A 16,161-nucleotide genomic window follows, 5' to 3' on the forward strand; every position below is an offset into this window, starting at 1 on the left:
CCCCGCACGCCCGCCCCCGGCCAGACGGTGACCGCCCGCCAGCGCGCCCTGCTGGCCCGAGCCGACGGCCGGCGCACCCCCGCGCAGCTCGCCCGCGATCTGGGCCGGCCCGCCTTCCACACCCTGCTCGACATCCGGCGGCTGGCCGCCGCCGGACTCGTCGCCACGCCCCGTGAACCGGCGCCGACCGCACCCCCGACCGTCCCCGGGTGGGTCGCCGACATCGCAGCCGACCCGGACATCGCACTGCTCCGCCGGCTCCGTGACGCACTGGAGGCACACCTGTGACCACCCGTCCGCGCCCTACGCGCTCATGAGGCGCGCCCTGCGACAGCGCGCCGAGAGGAGACAACTCATGACGGCCGAAGCCGAGGTGCTCGGCGAACTGAGAAGGCTGCGGGCCCGAGTCCCGCAGCTCACCGGGGCCCTCGCGGCCAGCGCCGACGGGCTGGTCCTGGCCCGGGACGCGGCCGACGCCGACGGCGCCGAGCACGTGGCCGCGCTCACCGCGACGGCACTCGGCGTCGCCCAGCGGCTGACCGACGCCACCGGACAGGGCGGCTTCCGCGAGCTGCTGGTGCAGGGCGAGCACGGCTACGTAGCCACCTACGCGGCGGGCGGCTCGGCCGTCCTCACGCTGCTCGCCGAGCCCCGGATCAACGTGGGCCGGCTCCACCTGGAGGCCCGGCGCTCCAGCGCCCGGATCGGCGCCCTGGTCGACGAGGCCCTGGAACGCCGGCCCGAGCCGAAACCGCAGCGCCGCACCGAACCCCGCGCCGCCGCGCAGACTCCCGTGACCGCGCCCGCGCCCGCCGCCCGGGCCGTGTCCGTCGGCCCCGTCCGGTCGGTGCCCCTGCCCGTACGACCGGCGGCGGCGCCCGCCGTACCGCCCGTTCCGACCCATCACCCGAAGGAAGCGTGAGCCCCATGGCCAACACCGAGACCGCCCTCAAGGAAGCCACCACCATCATCGACGGCGCCATCGGCGCGGCCCTCGTCGACTACACCAGCGGCATGGCCCTGGGCACCGTCGGCGGCGGCAAGGAGCTGGACCTGAACGTCGCCGCGGCCGGCAACACCGACGTGGTCCGCGCAAAGGTGCGCACCATGGAGATGCTCGGCCTGAACGAGGAGATCGAGGACATCCTGATCACGCTGGGCAGCCAGTACCACCTGATCCGGCTGATGAGGGGCCGCGGCTCCAACGGCCTGTTCCTCTATCTGGCGCTCGACAAGGAACGGGCCAACCTGGCGATGGCCCGCCACCAGCTCCGCAAGATCGAGAACGAGCTGGAGGTCTGAGCGGACGCTCCCACCGCCCGAGTGGCTGCCGGGCGGCCCTGCGGCTCCCGCTGCTCCCGCTGCTCCCGCTGCTCCCGCGGCCTACTCGGCGAACCGGCCGCGGGCCGCGGGCCGCTCCGTGGGGCCGGTGCCGCTCCCGGACGGTCGGTGCCGCTCTGGGGGAGGGTGCGGCGCTCGGGGGGCTCGGTGCCGCTCCGGGCAGCCGGGGCCGCTCCCGGGCAGCCGGGGCCGCTGGTACCACTCTGGGGGGATGCTGCTCCGAAGGGGGCGATGCCGGTCCGGGAGGGGGTGCCGCACTTAGGCAGCCGGGGCCGCTCCCGCGGGGCCGGTGCGGCGCCTGCGGCCTACTCGGCGAACAGGCTGCGGGCCGCGGCGGCCGCGTCGAAATCCTCCAGCCGGGCCTGCGCGTCCGGCAGGGCGTCGCACATCGCCTCCAGCAGCACCCGCCCCAGCAGCATCGGCGCGCACGCCGTGTCGAAGGCGAGCCCGGTGCCGACGGCCGCCGGAATCAGCAGATCGCTGTGGCGGGCGACCGGGGCGAACGCCGAGTCGGCCACCGTCACCACGGTCAGCCCGGCCTCCCGCGCGTATGCCAGCGCGTCGACCACCTCGCGCGGGTGGCGGGGCAGCGCGAAGCAGATCAGCGCGCCCGCACCGGCCCGCACCGCCGCGTCGATCCGGTCGGTGAGCATGGTGCCGCCCTCGTCGAGCAGCCGGACGTCGGGGTGCACCTTGGCCGCGAAGTACGCGAAGCCGCGGGCCTGCGAGGAGGCGGCGCGCAGACCCAGCACCGGCAGCGGTCGGGAGGCGGCCAGCAGCCGCCCGGCCCGCTCGACCGGGGCGGGGTCGGCCAGCAGCCCGCTGAGGTGGTGCAGGTTCTCGATCTCGGCCTGCACGGCCTGCTGGTACTCGTTGAGCCCGGTCTCCGCCTCCCCCGCGACCGGCTCCCCGGGCGCCACCTCGCGCAGGTGGCGGCGGAGCGCCGGGTAGCCGTCGAAGCCCAGTGCGACCGCGAAGCGGGTCACCGAGGGCTGGCTGACCCCGGCCAGCTCGGCCATCTCCACGCTGGAGAGGTAGGGCACCTCGGCGGCCCGCCGCACCATCCAGTGCGCGATGCGCCGCTGGGTGGGCGTCAGCCGGTGCCCCTCGAAGAGCGCCTGCAGCCGCGCGGCCGGGCTGTCGCTCATGACCGTCCCCCTCGTCCGTCCGTCCATCCTCGTCTATTCATGCACCGAAGACTCTGCATGACCGTATGCAGAGCGGCAACCGTCCGGGGGTGGGCGGGAGGCCGAAGAGGGGGGTTAGCCCCACTGACGCGGGTGGCCGCGCTGCGTACCGTCATGGGTATGGAAGCCCGTGATCCCGAGCTCGCCAAGGAGCTCGACGCCGCCCTGAGCGCCCGCCGCGACCTGGGCCAGGAGTACGAGTCGGCGCTGGTCGAGTCGTTCCTGGAGAAGCTCGACCGGCGGATGGAGGCCACCGTGGACCGCCGGGTCCGCCGGGAGGTCGCCGAGCTGCGGATAGGCGCCGCCCGCGGCGGCCGGTCCGACGGCTCCTCGCTGACCGGCTTCGGGGAGCGCTTCGGCTTCGCCGTGGTCTCCCTGGTGCTGGCCGTCCCGCTCTCCGGCATCGGCGCCGGCACGGCCGGGCTGGGCGGCCTGATGACCGTCTGGGCCGGGATAGTCGGCATCAACGTCGCCCACTCCCTGCGCGGGATACCGACCCGCCGCGCCCGCCGCGAGACGGCCGAGCCCCTGGAGCGCTGAGCGGCGGCGGAAGGGGGCCGGCCGGCCGCGCGGAAGGCAGGGGGTACGCAGAAGGGCCGCCCGCGCGGTGGCGGGCGACCCTCCACGGCCGATGCCTCGGCACGTATGGCGGGGACCGCCGCACCCCCGTCACCGGGGGGCGGGACGACGGCGGTCCCCGCGAGGGACACGGGCCCGGGTCAGGGCCGGTCTCCGCGTCCGCGACACGGCAGGGGGTCCGGGAGCCGCTCCGGAGGCCCTGCGCGCCGACATCCCCAACGATGGCGGCCGCGTGTTAAGCCGGTGCTGCCGCCACATGACGGGTGCGTACCGTTTGGACGACGCCTCCTGGGCGCCCCGCCAGGAGCCGTACGACGGGAGGATCGGCCGGCCGTGGGCGGGGCGCCCTGCGACGGGAGGAGGGGCCGGACGCCCGGCCCGGTCAGACCGGCGCCCCGCCGGGCCTCGTCAGACCGGCCGCCCCGCCCGGCCCCGTCAGACCGGCCGCCCCGCCCGGCCCGGTCGGTTACTTCGCCGTGCGGGCCAGGAAGGCGAGGAGGTCCTGGCGGCTGACGACACCGGTGGGCTTGCCCTCGACCAGGACGATCGCGGCGTCCGCGGTGCCGAGCACGGCCATCAGGTCGCTGACCGGCTCACCGGAGCCGACCTGCGGCAGCGGCTTGCTCATGTGCTGGTCCAGCGGGTCGTCGAGGGAGGCGCGCTGGGTGAAGAGGGCGTCCAGCAGTTCGCGCTCGACGACCGAGCCGACGACCTCGGCGGCCATCACGTCCGGGTGGCCGGCGCCCGGCTTGACGATCGGCATCTGGGAGACGCCGTACTCGCGCAGCACCTCGATGGCCTGCCCGACGGTCTCCTCGGGGTGCATGTGCACCAGGGTGGGGATGGCCCCCTCCTTGTCGCGCAGCACGTCACCGACGCTGGCGGAGTGGCCGGCGTCCTCCAGGAAGCCGTAGTCGGCCATCCACTCGTCGTTGAAGATCTTGGAGAGGTAGCCGCGGCCGCTGTCCGGGAGGAGCACCACGACCACGTCGTCCGGGCCGAGGCCCTCGGCGACCTTCAGGGCGCCGACGACGGCCATGCCGCAGGAGCCGCCGACCAGCAGGCCCTCCTCCTTGGCCAGGCGGCGGGTCATCTGGAAGGAGTCCTTGTCGGAGACGGCGACGATCTCGTCCGTCACCTTCGGGTCGTAGGCGGTGGGCCAGAAGTCCTCGCCGACGCCCTCGACCAGGTAGGGGCGGCCGGAGCCGCCGGAGTAGACCGAGCCCTCCGGGTCGGCGCCGACGACGCGCACCTTCCCGCCGCTGACCTCCTTCAGATACCGGCCGGTGCCGCTGATGGTGCCGCCGGTGCCGACGCCCGCCACGAAGTGGGTGATCCTGCCCTCGGTCTGCTCCCACAGCTCGGGGCCGGTGGTCTCGTAGTGCGAACGGGGGTTGTTCGGGTTGGAGTACTGGTCCGGCTTCCACGCCCCGGGGATCTCCCGGACCAGCCTGTCGGAGACGTTGTAGTAGGAGTCCGGGTGCTCCGGGTCGACGGCGGTGGGGCAGACCACGACCTCGGCGCCGTACGCCCGCAGCACGTTGATCTTGTCGGTGGACACCTTGTCCGGGCAGACGAAGACGCACTTGTAGCCCTTCTGCTGGGCCACGATCGCCAGGCCGACCCCGGTGTTGCCGGAGGTGGGCTCGACGATGGTGCCGCCGGGCTGGAGCGCGCCGCTCTCCTCGGCCGCCTCGATCATCCGCAGGGCGATGCGGTCCTTCACCGAGCCGCCCGGGTTGAAGTACTCCACCTTGGCCAGGACGGTGGCCCGCAGGCCCTTGGTGACGCTGTTGAGCCTCAGCAGCGGGGTGTTGCCGACGAGGCTGATCATCGAATCGTGGTATCGCACCGTGGTCTCCGGGGTCTCCGTAATGGTCAGCCCAGCGTATGCGTAGTAGGACACGGTTACGGGGCAGTTACCTGGTGTACGGACACGAGGAGGTGGCTGCGCCTATGTCGAGGGCGAGGGTGGCACGACGGATCGCGGCGGGCGCGGCGTACGGGGGCGGCGGCATCGGGCTGCTGGGCGTCGCCGCGGTCGGTGTCCTGCTGGCCGAGATGCAGCTCGCGAAGCGCACGGTGGGCGGCGGTGTCGCGCCGGTGCCGCCGAGCGCGGACGGGCTGTACGGGTCGGGGTACGGCTCTCCGGCCTTCCCGGTGGAGCCGGTGCGGCTCGCCCTGCTGGGTGATTCCACGGCGGCCGGCCAGGGCGTGCGGCGGGTGGGCCAGACACCCGGCTCGCTGCTGGCGTCAGGTCTCGCGGCGGTCGGCGAGCGGCCGGTGGAGCTGCGCAACGTGGCGTTGCCGGGGGCGCGCTCGGACGACCTGGACCGCCAGGTCACGCTGGCGCTGGCCCGGCCGGAGCGCCTCCCGGACGTGTGCGTGATCATGGTCGGGGCGAACGACGTGACGCACCGGATGCCGGCCACCGAGTCGGTGCGGCATCTGGCGGCGGCGGTGCGCCGCCTGCGTACCGCCGGCGCGGAGGTGGTGGTGGGCACCTGCCCGGATCTGGGCACCATCGAGCCGGTCTACCAGCCGCTGCGCTGGCTGGCCCGGCGGGTGTCCCGGCAGTTGGCGGCGGCGCAGACCATCGTGGTGGTGGAGCAGGGCGGCCGGACGGTGTCGCTGGGCGACCTGCTGGGCCCGGAGTTCGCGGCGAACCCGCGGGAGATGTTCGGCGCGGACAACTACCACCCGTCCGCGGAGGGGTATGCGACGGCCGCGATGGCGGTGCTGCCGACGGTGTGCGCCGCGCTGGGCGTGTGGCCGGAGCCGGAGCGCCCGGAGCCGGACCGGCGCGAGGGCATGCTGCCGGTGGCGCAGGCCGCGGCCGAGGCGGCCGACGAGGCGGGCACCGAGGTCACCGGGGCGCGGGCGCCCTGGGCGCTGCTCAAGCACCGCCGCCGGCGGCGGCTCGCCCCCGCCGCGGACCCGGCCCGTGAGGCGCTGCACGACGACGCCCGGCCGTGACCGGGTGGACCCTGCCGTCCCGCACGGGCGGGGCGGCGGGGTTCCGGGGGCCGTCGGCCGGGTACGGGAGGGTGAGCCGCGGGCCGACTGAGCAAGCGCTTGGAAATGCGGCCCGCATCACACGCCCGTCCGGATGACCCGGACGATACGTGCGGGTAACTTCCCTCTCAGTCCTGCCCTCCTCGCCCTCATGGAGCCGTGATGCCCGAAGCCGTGATCGTCTCAGCCGCCCGCTCGCCGATCGGCCGGGCCTTCAAGGGCTCCCTGAAGGACGTGCGCCCGGACGACCTGGCCGCCACGATCATCCAGGCCGCGCTCGCCAAGGTGCCCGAGCTCGACCCGCGCGAGATCGACGACCTGATGCTCGGCTGCGGCCTGCCCGGCGGCGAGCAGGGCAACAACCTGGGCCGGATCATCGCCGTGCAGATGGGCATGGACCACCTGCCGGGCTGCACGGTCACCCGCTACTGCTCCTCCTCGCTCCAGACCTCCCGGATGGCGCTGCACGCCATCAAGGCGGGCGAGGGCGACGTCTTCGTCTCGGCCGGCGTGGAGACGGTGTCGCGGTTCGCCAAGGGCAACTCCGACAGCCTCCCCGACACCCACAACCCGGTCTTCGGCGAGGCCGAGGCCCGCACCGCGGCCCGCGCCGAGCAGGAGGGCGCGGACTGGCACGACCCCCGCGAGGACGGCCTGCTCCCCGACGCGTACATCGCGATGGGCCAGACCGCGGAGAACCTGGCCCGGCTCAAGGGCGTCACCCGCGAGGACATGGACGAGTTCGGCGTACGGTCGCAGAACCTCGCCGAGGAGGCCATCAAGAACGGCTTCTGGGAGCGGGAGATCACGCCGGTCACCACCCCGGACGGCACCGTCGTCGCCAAGGACGACGGCCCGCGCGCCGGCGTCACGCTGGAGGGCGTCCAGGGCCTGAAGCCCGTCTTCCGCCCCGACGGCCTGGTCACCGCGGCCAACTGCTGCCCGCTCAACGACGGCGCCGCCGCGCTGGTCATCATGTCCGACACCAAGGCGCGCGAGCTGGGCCTGACCCCGCTGGCCCGGATCGTCTCCACCGGCGTCTCCGGCCTCTCCCCCGAGATCATGGGCTACGGCCCGGTCGAGGCCAGCAAGCAGGCGCTGCGCCGGGCCGGGCTGACCATCGGCGACATCGACCTGGTCGAGATCAACGAGGCGTTCGCCGCACAGGTCATCCCGTCCTACCGGGACCTGGACATCCCGCTGGACAAGCTGAACGTCAACGGCGGCGCGATCGCCGTCGGCCACCCCTTCGGCATGACCGGCGCCCGGATCACCACCACCCTGATCAACAGCCTCCAGTTCCACGACAAGCAGTTCGGGCTGGAGACCATGTGCGTCGGCGGCGGCCAGGGCATGGCCATGGTCATCGAGCGGCTGAGCTGACACCGACTCCCTGGTGAGGCCCTGGCGAGGGGCCCGGCTTCGGCCGGGCCCCTCGCGTCTGCCCGGCGACGGCTCCCCGCGGCGGCGTCTCCCCAATTGCCCGGTTTCGGGAAAGCACCGTCCCGCTCGGTGTGCGGCGGATACCGTTGCGTCACGGCGTAAACCCCCGCGTCTGAGCCGTGACCGAATCTCCCCCAGGATGTGACCTACCTCCCCCAACTACTCGTCTCCGCAGGTCATCGTCTCGATCGCGGCTCGACACCAGGCAAAAGACCTGTCCGATTCGTGACGTAATGCACTGACAGGGGGCGCGGGCGCACGAGAAGCTGATGTAGGAAGTGCGGGGGATCGATTGAAGTCGGGAGTAAGTCAGTGAGCGCCATGTCTCTCGCCCTGCTGCTGACCGCGGCCGCCGCCACGGCCGTGGGCGTCGCCGCCCTGCACGCCGTCCACGGGCTGCGCCGCCAGGTGGCGGCGCTGCGCACGGAGCTCGTCGCCGCCCGGAACACCACCGGCCCGGTCCCGACGGTGCCGCACGCGCGTGCCGCCGAGGACATACGGGCCGCGGTCGCCGAGGCCCTGGCCGAGGAGCGCGAGCGCGAGCTGGCCGAGGCGCGGGCCTTCTGGGCCGCGCAGGAGGCCCGGGACGCGGCGGACTCGCTGGGTTCGCTCGGCGGCGGTTCGCTGGGCCTGCCCGAGGACGGCGCGCCGTTCTTCGTGCCGCGGCAGGCGGACTTCGCCGGCCTGGACGGCATCGGCCTGGAGCTGGGCGCCGAGTACGGCGAGTACGCCCGGTACGCCGACGGTCTGGAGGACGCGGCCCTGGAGGACGTGGACGCCTTCGCCGCCGAGCTGCCGGACCTGCCGGGCGCCGCCGACCACGCGGAGGACTCCCCCGAGCTGGCCGCCGCCCGCCGCCGCCACCCCTCGCACCCGGACTTCCACCCGGCCCGCACCCCCGTGGTCACCGACCACGAGCGGACCGTGGCCCGCCTGGAGGAGCTGGCCGAGACCGGCACGGCGCTCACCGACGTACGCCCGGGGCCGCTCGGCACGCTGGACGTGTACGTCTTCGCGGACGGCACCACGCTCTGCATGACCCCCGGCCACCGGGAGACCGCCGAGCGCCTCGCCGACGCGCTGCGGGACGGCCGGGAGCCGGTGCTGCTCGGCGGCTCCGGGGTCTCCGGGGCGTACGCCCTGACGTTCTCCTGCGGCTCCGGCGCGGACAACGTCTACATCCTGGCCGACCGGGTCATCGCCTCGCTCTGAGGGCTTGCGAAGCCCCCCAGCCGCCGGGTGCCGCCTCAGAGCCCCGCTTCCGCCGCCGTACGCCGCACCGCCGCCAGCGCCTCGTCGCGCACCCGGTCCGGCGAGGCCGCGGCCGGGGCCGTTCGCAGAACCTCCGCGAGATCGTTGCAGGCGACCACGAGCTGGTCGGCGACGGCGAACACCCCGGCATCCGGCATGACCGCCGGCTGCGCGCCGGGCGCCTCGATCCGCTGGGCCCGCGCCGACAAGTCCCTGGCCAGGGCCAGTGCGCCGGCCGCCGCACCGCGCTGGAGCCGACTCTGCGGGGCCGCCCGCAGGCGGTCGGCGAACCGCTCCACGGCGGCGGTCAGTTCACTCACATCAAGCACTCCGCGACCCTACGCGCCCCCACGGGACTGTTGCCAACGGGCGAACGCTCAGGCACGGTGACCTGAACGAGCACACGCTGGACGCGTCCGGAGGCGCCGATGTCGCACGTCTTCTCCGAAGAGACCCACCGAAACCTGCTCTCCCGCATCCCCGACTGCACCGGCCGACCGGTGTCCGACTGGCTTCGCGCCGTGGAGGAAGGCCCCTCTCTCGTCCGCTTCGAGGAGAAGGTGAGCTGGCTCCGCGGCGAGCACGACCTCTCCTACGGGCACGCCAAGGCGATCATCCACGAGTACGACCTGCGGCGCGCCGCACGGAAGCTGCTCTAGAACCACCGTCCACCACCGCGAGTCACCCGTGACACGGCGAGGGGCCCGCCCGGCAGATGCCGGACGGGCCCCTCGCTCCGTGAGGGAGCCGACGTCAGTCGTCGCCCTGGAGGATCGAGATCAGCCGCAGGAACTCCAGGTAGATCCAGACCAGGGTCATGGTCAGGCCGAAGGCGGCCAGCCATGCCTCCTGGCGCGGAGCGCCGTAGGTGACGCCGTCCTCGACCTGCTTGAAGTCCAGGGCGAGGAAGCAGGCGCCGAGCACGATGCCGATGACGCCGAACAGGATGCCCAGGCCGCCGCTGCGGAAGCCGAGGCCGTCGCCGCCGCCGATCAGGGCGAACAGCAGGTTGACCACCATCAGGAGCATGAAGCCCATGGCGGCGGCCATGACGAAGCCGACGAAGCGGCGGTTCACGCGGATCCAGCGCCGCTTGTAGGCGATCAGCACGCCGGCGAAGACCGCCATGGTGCCGAGGACCGCCTGCGGCACGGCGCCGGCCGTGACGTACGTCGAGACGGCGCTGGAGATGACGCCCAGGAAGACGCCCTCGAACGCCGCGTACAGCAGGATCAGCGCGGGCGAGGCCTTGCTCTTGAAGGCCTGGATCATCGCGAAGACGAAGGCCACCAGGGCGGCGCCGATACCGATGCCGTACGACGTGTTGATGTTGGCCGGGTCGACCGGCAGCAGGAACCAGGAGAGCGCGGCGGTGAGGAAGACCGTGCCGAGCGTGATGGCCGTGCGGCTCACCACGTCGTCGATGGTCATCGCACCGGAGCGCTGCGGGGCCTGGGCCGGCGCGCCGAGCTCGGCGCCCTGCGCGGCGTAGGGGTTGGCCGCGTACGGGTTGGTCGCGTACGGGTTGGCTCCAGCGGCGGGGCCCCCGGCCTGCGTCTGCTGCGCGTGCGCGTCGAAGCCCGCGTAGCCGTTGTCGCGGCTGAACCCCCGTCGCGAGAAGACCGGGTTGCTGCTCCTCATCTCACTCCTCCATGGCCGCCGTGCGCGGCCTTGGGACAAGAGTAATGGGCAAGCAAAAGAAACACCCTAGTGCCCGGGGAGGATCTTTCCCGGTGATCGGCCCCGGTCGCCGGTGCCGCGGCGGTCCGCGCCCCCGCCGCACGGGGCCCGACAGGAACAGGCGTTCGAGTCGAAGTGCCCGGAGCCGGACTCGAACCGGCACGGCCCGACGAGGGGCCAGCGAGGTTTAAGCTCGCCGTGTCTGCGTTCCACCATCCGGGCTGCGCGCGGTGCACGCCGGCTCATGAGCCTATCCGGGCGCCTTCCCCGATCAGCGGAACGGTGGCCCGATATTGTCTTATTCTATTGGCGTCTGAGGGTGCGTCAGTCCAGGTGGGGGCCGGGTGCCCGCCGCTTTCGGCGCTCGCGCCCGCAAAGGGCCGCGCAAAGGATTGACGGAAAGTCGTCGCCCGGTGTGACCCCTCCATGACAACGCGCGGCCGCCGTCCCGGGACGCCCGGCGGCCGGCCCGCTCCGGGTCCTCCCCGCCTCGGGGTCGGCGTCATACCTCAGGAGGACGGGCCGCCCGCGCGGTCCGACTGAAGGCTCCCCCGGAACGGGCACCCGGAGGGACGTGCCGGGGCCCGGTCGGGGCCGAGGATGGAAGGGTCCTCGACCAGCACCGCGGGCAGCAGCACCGCGAACCCGACGGGAGCCCCCCTCGTGACCACCACCTCCACCGCCTACCGCGCCACCGCGGTGGCCGCCCGCGCCACGGATCTGTCCAAGGTCTACGGACAGGGCGAGACCCAGGTGGTCGCGCTGGACCGGGTCACGGTCGACTTCCGGCAGGGCGAGTTCACCGCGATCATGGGCCCCTCCGGCTCCGGCAAGTCCACCCTGATGCACTGCGTGGCCGGCCTGGACACCTTCTCCGGCGGCTCGGTGCGCATCGGCGAGACCGAGCTGGGCTCCCTGAAGGACAAGCAGCTCACCCAGTTGCGCCGGGACAAGATCGGCTTCATCTTCCAGGCGTTCAACCTGCTGCCGACGCTGACCGCGATGGAGAACATCACCCTCCCGATGGACATCGCGGGCCGCAAGCCGGACCAGGAGTGGGTGCGCAAGGTCATCGACATGGTCGGCCTGTCCGGGCGGCTCGGCCACCGGCCCGCGCAGCTCTCCGGCGGCCAGCAGCAGCGCGTCGCGGTCGCCCGCGCCCTCGCCTCCCAGCCCGAGATCATCTTCGGCGACGAGCCGACCGGAAACCTCGACTCCCGCTCCGGCGCGGAGGTGCTGGGCTTCCTGCGCAACTCGGTGCGCGAGCTGGGCCAGACCGTCGTGATGGTCACCCACGACCCGGCGGCCGCCTCCTACGCGGACCGCGTGGTCTTCCTCGCCGACGGCCGGATCGTCGACGAGATGCTGCGGCCGACCGCGGACGGCGTGCTGGACCGCATGAAGGAGTTCGACGCCAAGGGCCGCACGAGCTGAGCCCCGGCCTCCCGGCCGCCCCCGGCCGCACGGCCGCACGGCCCCCGGCGGCGCCGCCGCCTAAGGCGCGAGGCCCCCGGCGGCGCCGCCGCCGGCGCGGGCCCCGTCCTCTCCTGATCTCACCCCTGAACCCACCAGGACCCCACCTCATGCTCCGTACCGCCCTGCGCAACGTGCTCGCGCACAAGGCCAGGCTGCTGATGACCGTGCTCGCCGTGATGCTCGGCGTCGCCTTCGTCTCCGGCACCCTCGTCTTCACCGACACGCTCTCCGCGGCCTTCCGCAACCAGTCCGCCAAGAGCTACGACGGCGTCGCCGTCGCCGTCTCCTCCTACGCCGACCCCTCCGACGCCAAGGGCGACCCGGGCGTCTCCCAGCAGACCGTCGACAAGATCGCCGCCCTCGACGGGGTGGAGTCGGTCACCGCCCGGGTGAACGGCTTCGCCGGCGTCGCCGACCCCGACGGCAAGCTGATCGGCGTCGGCTGGTCCAACAAGGGCGCCAACTTCGCGCCCGGGAAGGACGGCGAGGACCCGGCGTACGCCTTCGCCCAGGGCGCCGGACCGACCGCCGCCGGCCAGGTCGCCCTGGACCGCGACACCGCGGCCAAGGGGAAGTACCAGGTCGGCGACCCGGTCCGGGTGGCCACCAACGGGCCGGTGAAGGAGTACACCCTCAGCGGGATCTTCACCACCGACGACGGCGGGGTCAGCGCCGGCGGCAGCCTGGTGCTCTTCGACACCCCGGTCGCCCAGAAGCTCTACGCCGCCCCCGGCCACTACCAGGACGTCAACGTCACCGCCGCGCCCGGCGCCGACGCCGACAAGCTGCTCGACCGGGTGCTGCCGCTGCTCCCCGACAACGCGGTGGCCCGCACCGGCGCCGCCCTCGCCGACGAGCAGGCCAAGGACATCGAGGAGGGGATGAACGGCCTGAACCAGGTGCTGCTGGCCTTCGCCGGGATCGCGCTGTTCGTCGGCGTCTTCCTGATCGCCAACACCTTCACCATGCTGGTCGCCCAGCGCACCAAGGAGATCGCCCTGATGCGCGCGGTCGGCGCCTCGCGCCGGCAGGTCACCCGCTCGGTGCTGGCCGAGGCCGGCCTGGTCGGCCTGGTCGCCGCCGCGGTCGGGCTCGGGCTCGGCGTGCTGCTGGCGGTCGGACTGCGCTCCGGGATGTCGGCGTTCGGCATGAAGGTGCCCGGCGGGCCGCTGGTGGTCACCGCGACCCCGGTGCTCTCCGCGCTCGGCGTCGGCGTGCTGATCACCATGCTGGCCGCCTGGCTGCCCGGCCGCCGGGCCGCGAAGATCCCGCCGGTGGCGGCGATGAACAGCGTCCACGCGGCGCCCACCGCCAAGTCCCTGGTGGTCCGCAACATCATCGGCAGCCTGTTCACCGCGGCCGGCGCGGCCGCCGTCCTGGGCGGCGCGGCCATGGCGAACGAGGCCGGCCGCTACCTGATCGCGCTGGGCGCCTTCGTCGCCCTGATCGGCGTCATCATCCTCATCCCGCAGCTCTCCCGCCCGGTCGTGGCGCTGGCCCGGCCGCTGCTGGTGTCGGTGTTCGGGGTGGCCGGCAAGCTGGCCGGCCAGAACGCGGTCCGCAACCCGCGCCGCACCGGCGCCACCGCCTCCGCACTGGCCATCGGGCTGACCCTGGTCACCGGCCTGTCGGTGATCGGCGTGACCGTGGGGCAGTCGGTGGACAAGATGACCACCGACAACATCAAGGCCGACTACATGGTCTCCATGGCCAGCGGCGGCCCGCTGGACGCCTCCGCGCTCGCCGCGCTGGAGAAGGCCCCCGGCGTCGGCGCGGTCTCCCCGCAGCAGAGCGCCTACCTCCAGCTCGACGGCGACTTCGCCTCCGCCTCCGCGGTCACCCCCGGCGACGTGGAGAAGGTGCTCACCGTCAAGACGGTCACCGGTGACGCGGGCTCGCTCGCCGACGGGCGGATCGCCATCGCCGAGAGCTCCGCGAAGAAGCACGGCTGGAAGGTCGGCGACACCCTGCCGGCCGTCTTCGACGACGAGAAGAAGGGCGAGCTGGAGGTCGGCGCGGTCTTCCAGGACAGCGAGTTCCTCTCCCCGGTGGTGATGAGCACGGAGGTCGCCGCGGCGCACGAGAAGAAGCCGGACATCCGGCAGATCTTCGTCGCCATGGACGGCGGCCAGACCGCGGCCAACGAGAAGGCGCTGGTCAGCGCCCTGGGCGAGAACCCGGCGATCAGCGTGATGGACCGCCAGGACATCCGCGACCAGTTCGGCGGCATGATCAACATGATCCTGAACATCGTCTACGCGCTGCTGGCGATGGCCCTGCTGATCGCCGTCCTCGGGGTGGTCAACACCCTGGCGATGTCGGTGTTCGAGCGGCAGCAGGAGATCGGCATGCTGCGGGCGATCGGCCTGGACCGCCGCCGGGTGAAGCGGATGGTGCGGCTGGAAGCCGTGGTGATCTCGCTGTTCGGCGCGCTCGTCGGCATCGTGCTGGGCGTCTTCCTCGGCTGGGCGATCGGCGAGAGCCTGAAGAACGGCCTGCCGGGCTACGCGCTGGTGCTGCCCTGGGGCCGGATCGGGATCTTCCTGCTGCTGGCCGGCCTGGTGGGCGTGCTGGCCGCCCTGTGGCCCGCGCGCAGCGCCGCGCGGCTGAACATGCTCAACGCCATCAAGACCGAGTAGCCGGACGGCAGGACACGAGCGGCAGGGCCGGGCCCCCGGAGACGGGCGTCCGGCCCTGCGGCGTCTCAGCCGCTCCAGCTCCTGGTGCGCAGCGGCAGCCCCGACCGGCCCCCGGCGTCCGGGCGCACGGCGAGGATCTGGTTGACGCCGATGCCGCCGCGTTCGAAGGAGAGCGCGGAGGCGGCCATGTAGAGCCGCCAGACGCGGGCGCGGCCCGGGGAGGTCAGCCGGACCGCCTCGGCCCAGTTCGCCTCCAGCGCGGCCACCCAGTGGCGCAGCGTCAGGGCGTAGTGCTCGCGCAGCGCCTGGACGTCGCGGACCTCCAGGCCGGCCCGCTCCAGGGCGGCGGTGGTGCGGCCGAGCGGGGCCAGTTCGCCGTCGGGGAAGACGTAGGCGTCGATGAACGGGTCGATGCGGTACGCCGATTCGTCCCGTTCGGGGCGGCGGGCGATCTGGTGGTTGAGCAGCCGCCCGCCGGGCCGCAGCAGGGCGTACAGGTCGTCGGCGTACTCCTGGTAACGGTCCGCGCCGACGTGTTCGGCCATGCCGATGGACGAGATCGCGTCGTACGGGCCGTCGCGGACGTCCCGGTAGTCCTGGACGCGGATCTCGATCCGGTCGGCCAGGCCCTCCTCGGCGACCCGCTTGCGGGCGTAGGCGGCCTGTTCGGCGGAGAGGGTGACGCCGACGACGACGGCGCCGTGGGCGCGGGCGGCGTGCAGGGCCATCGAGCCCCAGCCGCAGCCGACGTCCAGCAGCCTGTCGCCCTCCTTCAGGGCCAGCTTGCGGGCGACCAGGTCCAGCTTGTCGGTCTGCGCCCGCTCCAGGGTGGCGCCCTCGGTGAAGTAGGCGCAGGAGTAGACCATGGACGGGCCGAGGACCAGCTCGTAGAAGTCGTTGCCCACGTCGTAGTGGTGGCTGACGGCCTGCCGGTCGCGGCGTCTGGAGTGGCTGGCCCCGGTGCGGCGGCGCATCTCCTCGGCCGGCGGCGGGGGCGGCGGCAGCGCCCCGCCGAGGCGGAGCAGTTCCCGGGCGGCGGCCCGCAGCCCGGGGTCGCGCAGCGGGCGCCCCCGCCGGCCGTCGCCGGCCTCGCGCTCCCACAGCAGCCCGGCGATCCGCTCCAGCAGCCCGTACAGGTCGCCGTCGGCGTCCAGTTCGCCGGCCACCCAGGCGCGGGCCAGGCCGATCTCGCCGGGCTTCCACAGCAGCCGGCGCAGCGCCCTGCGGTGGCGCACGACCAGCACCGGCGCGCCGGGCGGTCCCGCCTCGCTGCCGTCCCAGGCCCGGATCCGGACCGGCAGCGGTACGCCCAGCAGGTCTTCGGCGAGAGCGGTCAGCCGGGGCGCGGCGTCGGCCATGGTGCACACCTCCGTGATGACGATGCGGTGGAGCGTTTGCGACGTGCTCGACACCACGAGAACACCACGGGCGCGTCCGCGCAGTCCCGGAACGGGCCATGCGGCGGCAAAAACCCGCCGGAGTACGGCGGATGGGCCCGGACACGCCGAAGGGGCCGCCCGCACCACGGATGGCGGGCGGCCCCTTCGAGG

General features: G+C 73.6%; 14 protein-coding genes, 1 tRNA gene and 1 pseudogene. 10 read left to right on the forward strand and 6 right to left on the reverse strand.

All coding sequences use genetic code 11. The annotated features are described in order from the left end of the window. From C6N75_RS02700 to C6N75_RS02710, 3 genes and pseudogenes are all read left to right on the forward strand, one after another. Window positions 1-288 (forward strand): annotated as a pseudogene (locus tag C6N75_RS02700) (transcriptional regulator); the annotation flags it as partial. 67 nt (window positions 289-355) lie between these two features. Then, window positions 356-922 carry a roadblock/LC7 domain-containing protein gene (locus C6N75_RS02705; RefSeq protein WP_105867213.1) on the forward strand — a complete coding sequence of 189 codons (567 nt, stop codon included), beginning with the start codon at window positions 356-358 and terminating at the stop codon, window positions 920-922. Between the two features lie 5 nt (window positions 923-927). Then, entirely contained in the window at window positions 928-1,302 is a 375-nt protein-coding gene (locus C6N75_RS02710; RefSeq protein WP_105867214.1) for a hypothetical protein, read from the forward strand. 344 nt (window positions 1,303-1,646) lie between these two features. Here the strand turns inward: C6N75_RS02710 and C6N75_RS02720 are convergent, their stop codons facing one another. Beyond that, entirely contained in the window at window positions 1,647-2,489 is an 843-nt protein-coding gene (locus tag C6N75_RS02720) for a MurR/RpiR family transcriptional regulator (RefSeq protein ID WP_105867215.1), read from the reverse strand. A 159-nt stretch (window positions 2,490-2,648) separates the two neighbouring features. Between C6N75_RS02720 and C6N75_RS02725 the strand changes: the two genes are divergently transcribed. Then, window positions 2,649-3,068 carry a hypothetical protein gene (locus C6N75_RS02725; protein WP_105867234.1) on the forward strand — a complete coding sequence of 140 codons (420 nt, stop codon included), beginning with the start codon at window positions 2,649-2,651 and terminating at the stop codon, window positions 3,066-3,068. 505 nt (window positions 3,069-3,573) lie between these two features. On the opposite strand, the gene C6N75_RS02730 is transcribed toward C6N75_RS02725, so the two are convergent. Then, window positions 3,574-4,959 carry a cystathionine beta-synthase gene (locus C6N75_RS02730; RefSeq protein WP_105867216.1) on the reverse strand — a complete coding sequence of 462 codons (1,386 nt, stop codon included), beginning with the start codon at window positions 4,957-4,959 and terminating at the stop codon, window positions 3,574-3,576. A gap of 104 nt (window positions 4,960-5,063) precedes the next feature. Between C6N75_RS02730 and C6N75_RS02735 the strand changes: the two genes are divergently transcribed. From C6N75_RS02735 to C6N75_RS02745, 3 genes are all read left to right on the forward strand, one after another. Then, window positions 5,064-6,083 carry an SGNH/GDSL hydrolase family protein gene (locus C6N75_RS02735; RefSeq protein ID WP_181160301.1) on the forward strand — a complete coding sequence of 340 codons (1,020 nt, stop codon included), beginning with the start codon at window positions 5,064-5,066 and terminating at the stop codon, window positions 6,081-6,083. 201 nt (window positions 6,084-6,284) lie between these two features. Continuing rightward, window positions 6,285-7,505 carry an acetyl-CoA C-acetyltransferase gene (locus C6N75_RS02740; protein WP_105867218.1) on the forward strand — a complete coding sequence of 407 codons (1,221 nt, stop codon included), beginning with the start codon at window positions 6,285-6,287 and terminating at the stop codon, window positions 7,503-7,505. A gap of 381 nt (window positions 7,506-7,886) precedes the next feature. Beyond that, on the forward strand, window positions 7,887-8,777 hold the full coding sequence (locus C6N75_RS02745; protein WP_181160303.1) for a hypothetical protein: 891 nt from the start codon (window positions 7,887-7,889) through the stop codon (window positions 8,775-8,777). A 35-nt stretch (window positions 8,778-8,812) separates the two neighbouring features. Here C6N75_RS02745 and C6N75_RS02750 read toward each other — a convergent pair whose 3' ends face one another. Then, on the reverse strand, window positions 8,813-9,145 hold the full coding sequence (locus C6N75_RS02750) for a hypothetical protein (RefSeq protein WP_181160302.1): 333 nt from the start codon (window positions 9,143-9,145) through the stop codon (window positions 8,813-8,815). A gap of 99 nt (window positions 9,146-9,244) precedes the next feature. Here C6N75_RS02750 and C6N75_RS02755 point away from each other — a divergent pair, with 99 nt between their 5' ends. Continuing rightward, the gene (locus C6N75_RS02755) at window positions 9,245-9,475 is read left to right on the forward strand and encodes a DUF4287 domain-containing protein (protein WP_105867220.1); all 231 of its coding nucleotides are present in this window, start codon (window positions 9,245-9,247) and stop codon (window positions 9,473-9,475) included. A 94-nt stretch (window positions 9,476-9,569) separates the two neighbouring features. On the opposite strand, the gene C6N75_RS02760 is transcribed toward C6N75_RS02755, so the two are convergent. Beyond that, window positions 9,570-10,457 carry a Bax inhibitor-1/YccA family protein gene (locus tag C6N75_RS02760; protein WP_105867221.1) on the reverse strand — a complete coding sequence of 296 codons (888 nt, stop codon included), beginning with the start codon at window positions 10,455-10,457 and terminating at the stop codon, window positions 9,570-9,572. 175 nt (window positions 10,458-10,632) lie between these two features. Continuing rightward, window positions 10,633-10,718, reverse strand: a tRNA-Leu gene (locus tag C6N75_RS02765). 441 nt (window positions 10,719-11,159) lie between these two features. Between C6N75_RS02765 and C6N75_RS02770 the strand changes: the two genes are divergently transcribed. Both C6N75_RS02770 and C6N75_RS02775 read left to right on the forward strand, forming a co-directional pair. Continuing rightward, on the forward strand, window positions 11,160-11,930 hold the full coding sequence (locus C6N75_RS02770) for an ABC transporter ATP-binding protein (protein WP_105867222.1): 771 nt from the start codon (window positions 11,160-11,162) through the stop codon (window positions 11,928-11,930). A gap of 149 nt (window positions 11,931-12,079) precedes the next feature. Beyond that, window positions 12,080-14,611 carry an ABC transporter permease gene (locus tag C6N75_RS02775; RefSeq protein ID WP_105867223.1) on the forward strand — a complete coding sequence of 844 codons (2,532 nt, stop codon included), beginning with the start codon at window positions 12,080-12,082 and terminating at the stop codon, window positions 14,609-14,611. A gap of 65 nt (window positions 14,612-14,676) precedes the next feature. Here the strand turns inward: C6N75_RS02775 and C6N75_RS02780 are convergent, their stop codons facing one another. Continuing rightward, entirely contained in the window at window positions 14,677-15,969 is a 1,293-nt protein-coding gene (locus C6N75_RS02780; RefSeq protein WP_105867224.1) for an SAM-dependent methyltransferase, read from the reverse strand. Window positions 15,970-16,161: the final 192 nt, after the last annotated feature.

The sequence above is a fragment of the Streptomyces solincola genome (assembly GCF_002982015.1).
GTDB classification, from domain to species: domain Bacteria; phylum Actinomycetota; class Actinomycetes; order Streptomycetales; family Streptomycetaceae; genus Streptomyces; species Streptomyces solincola.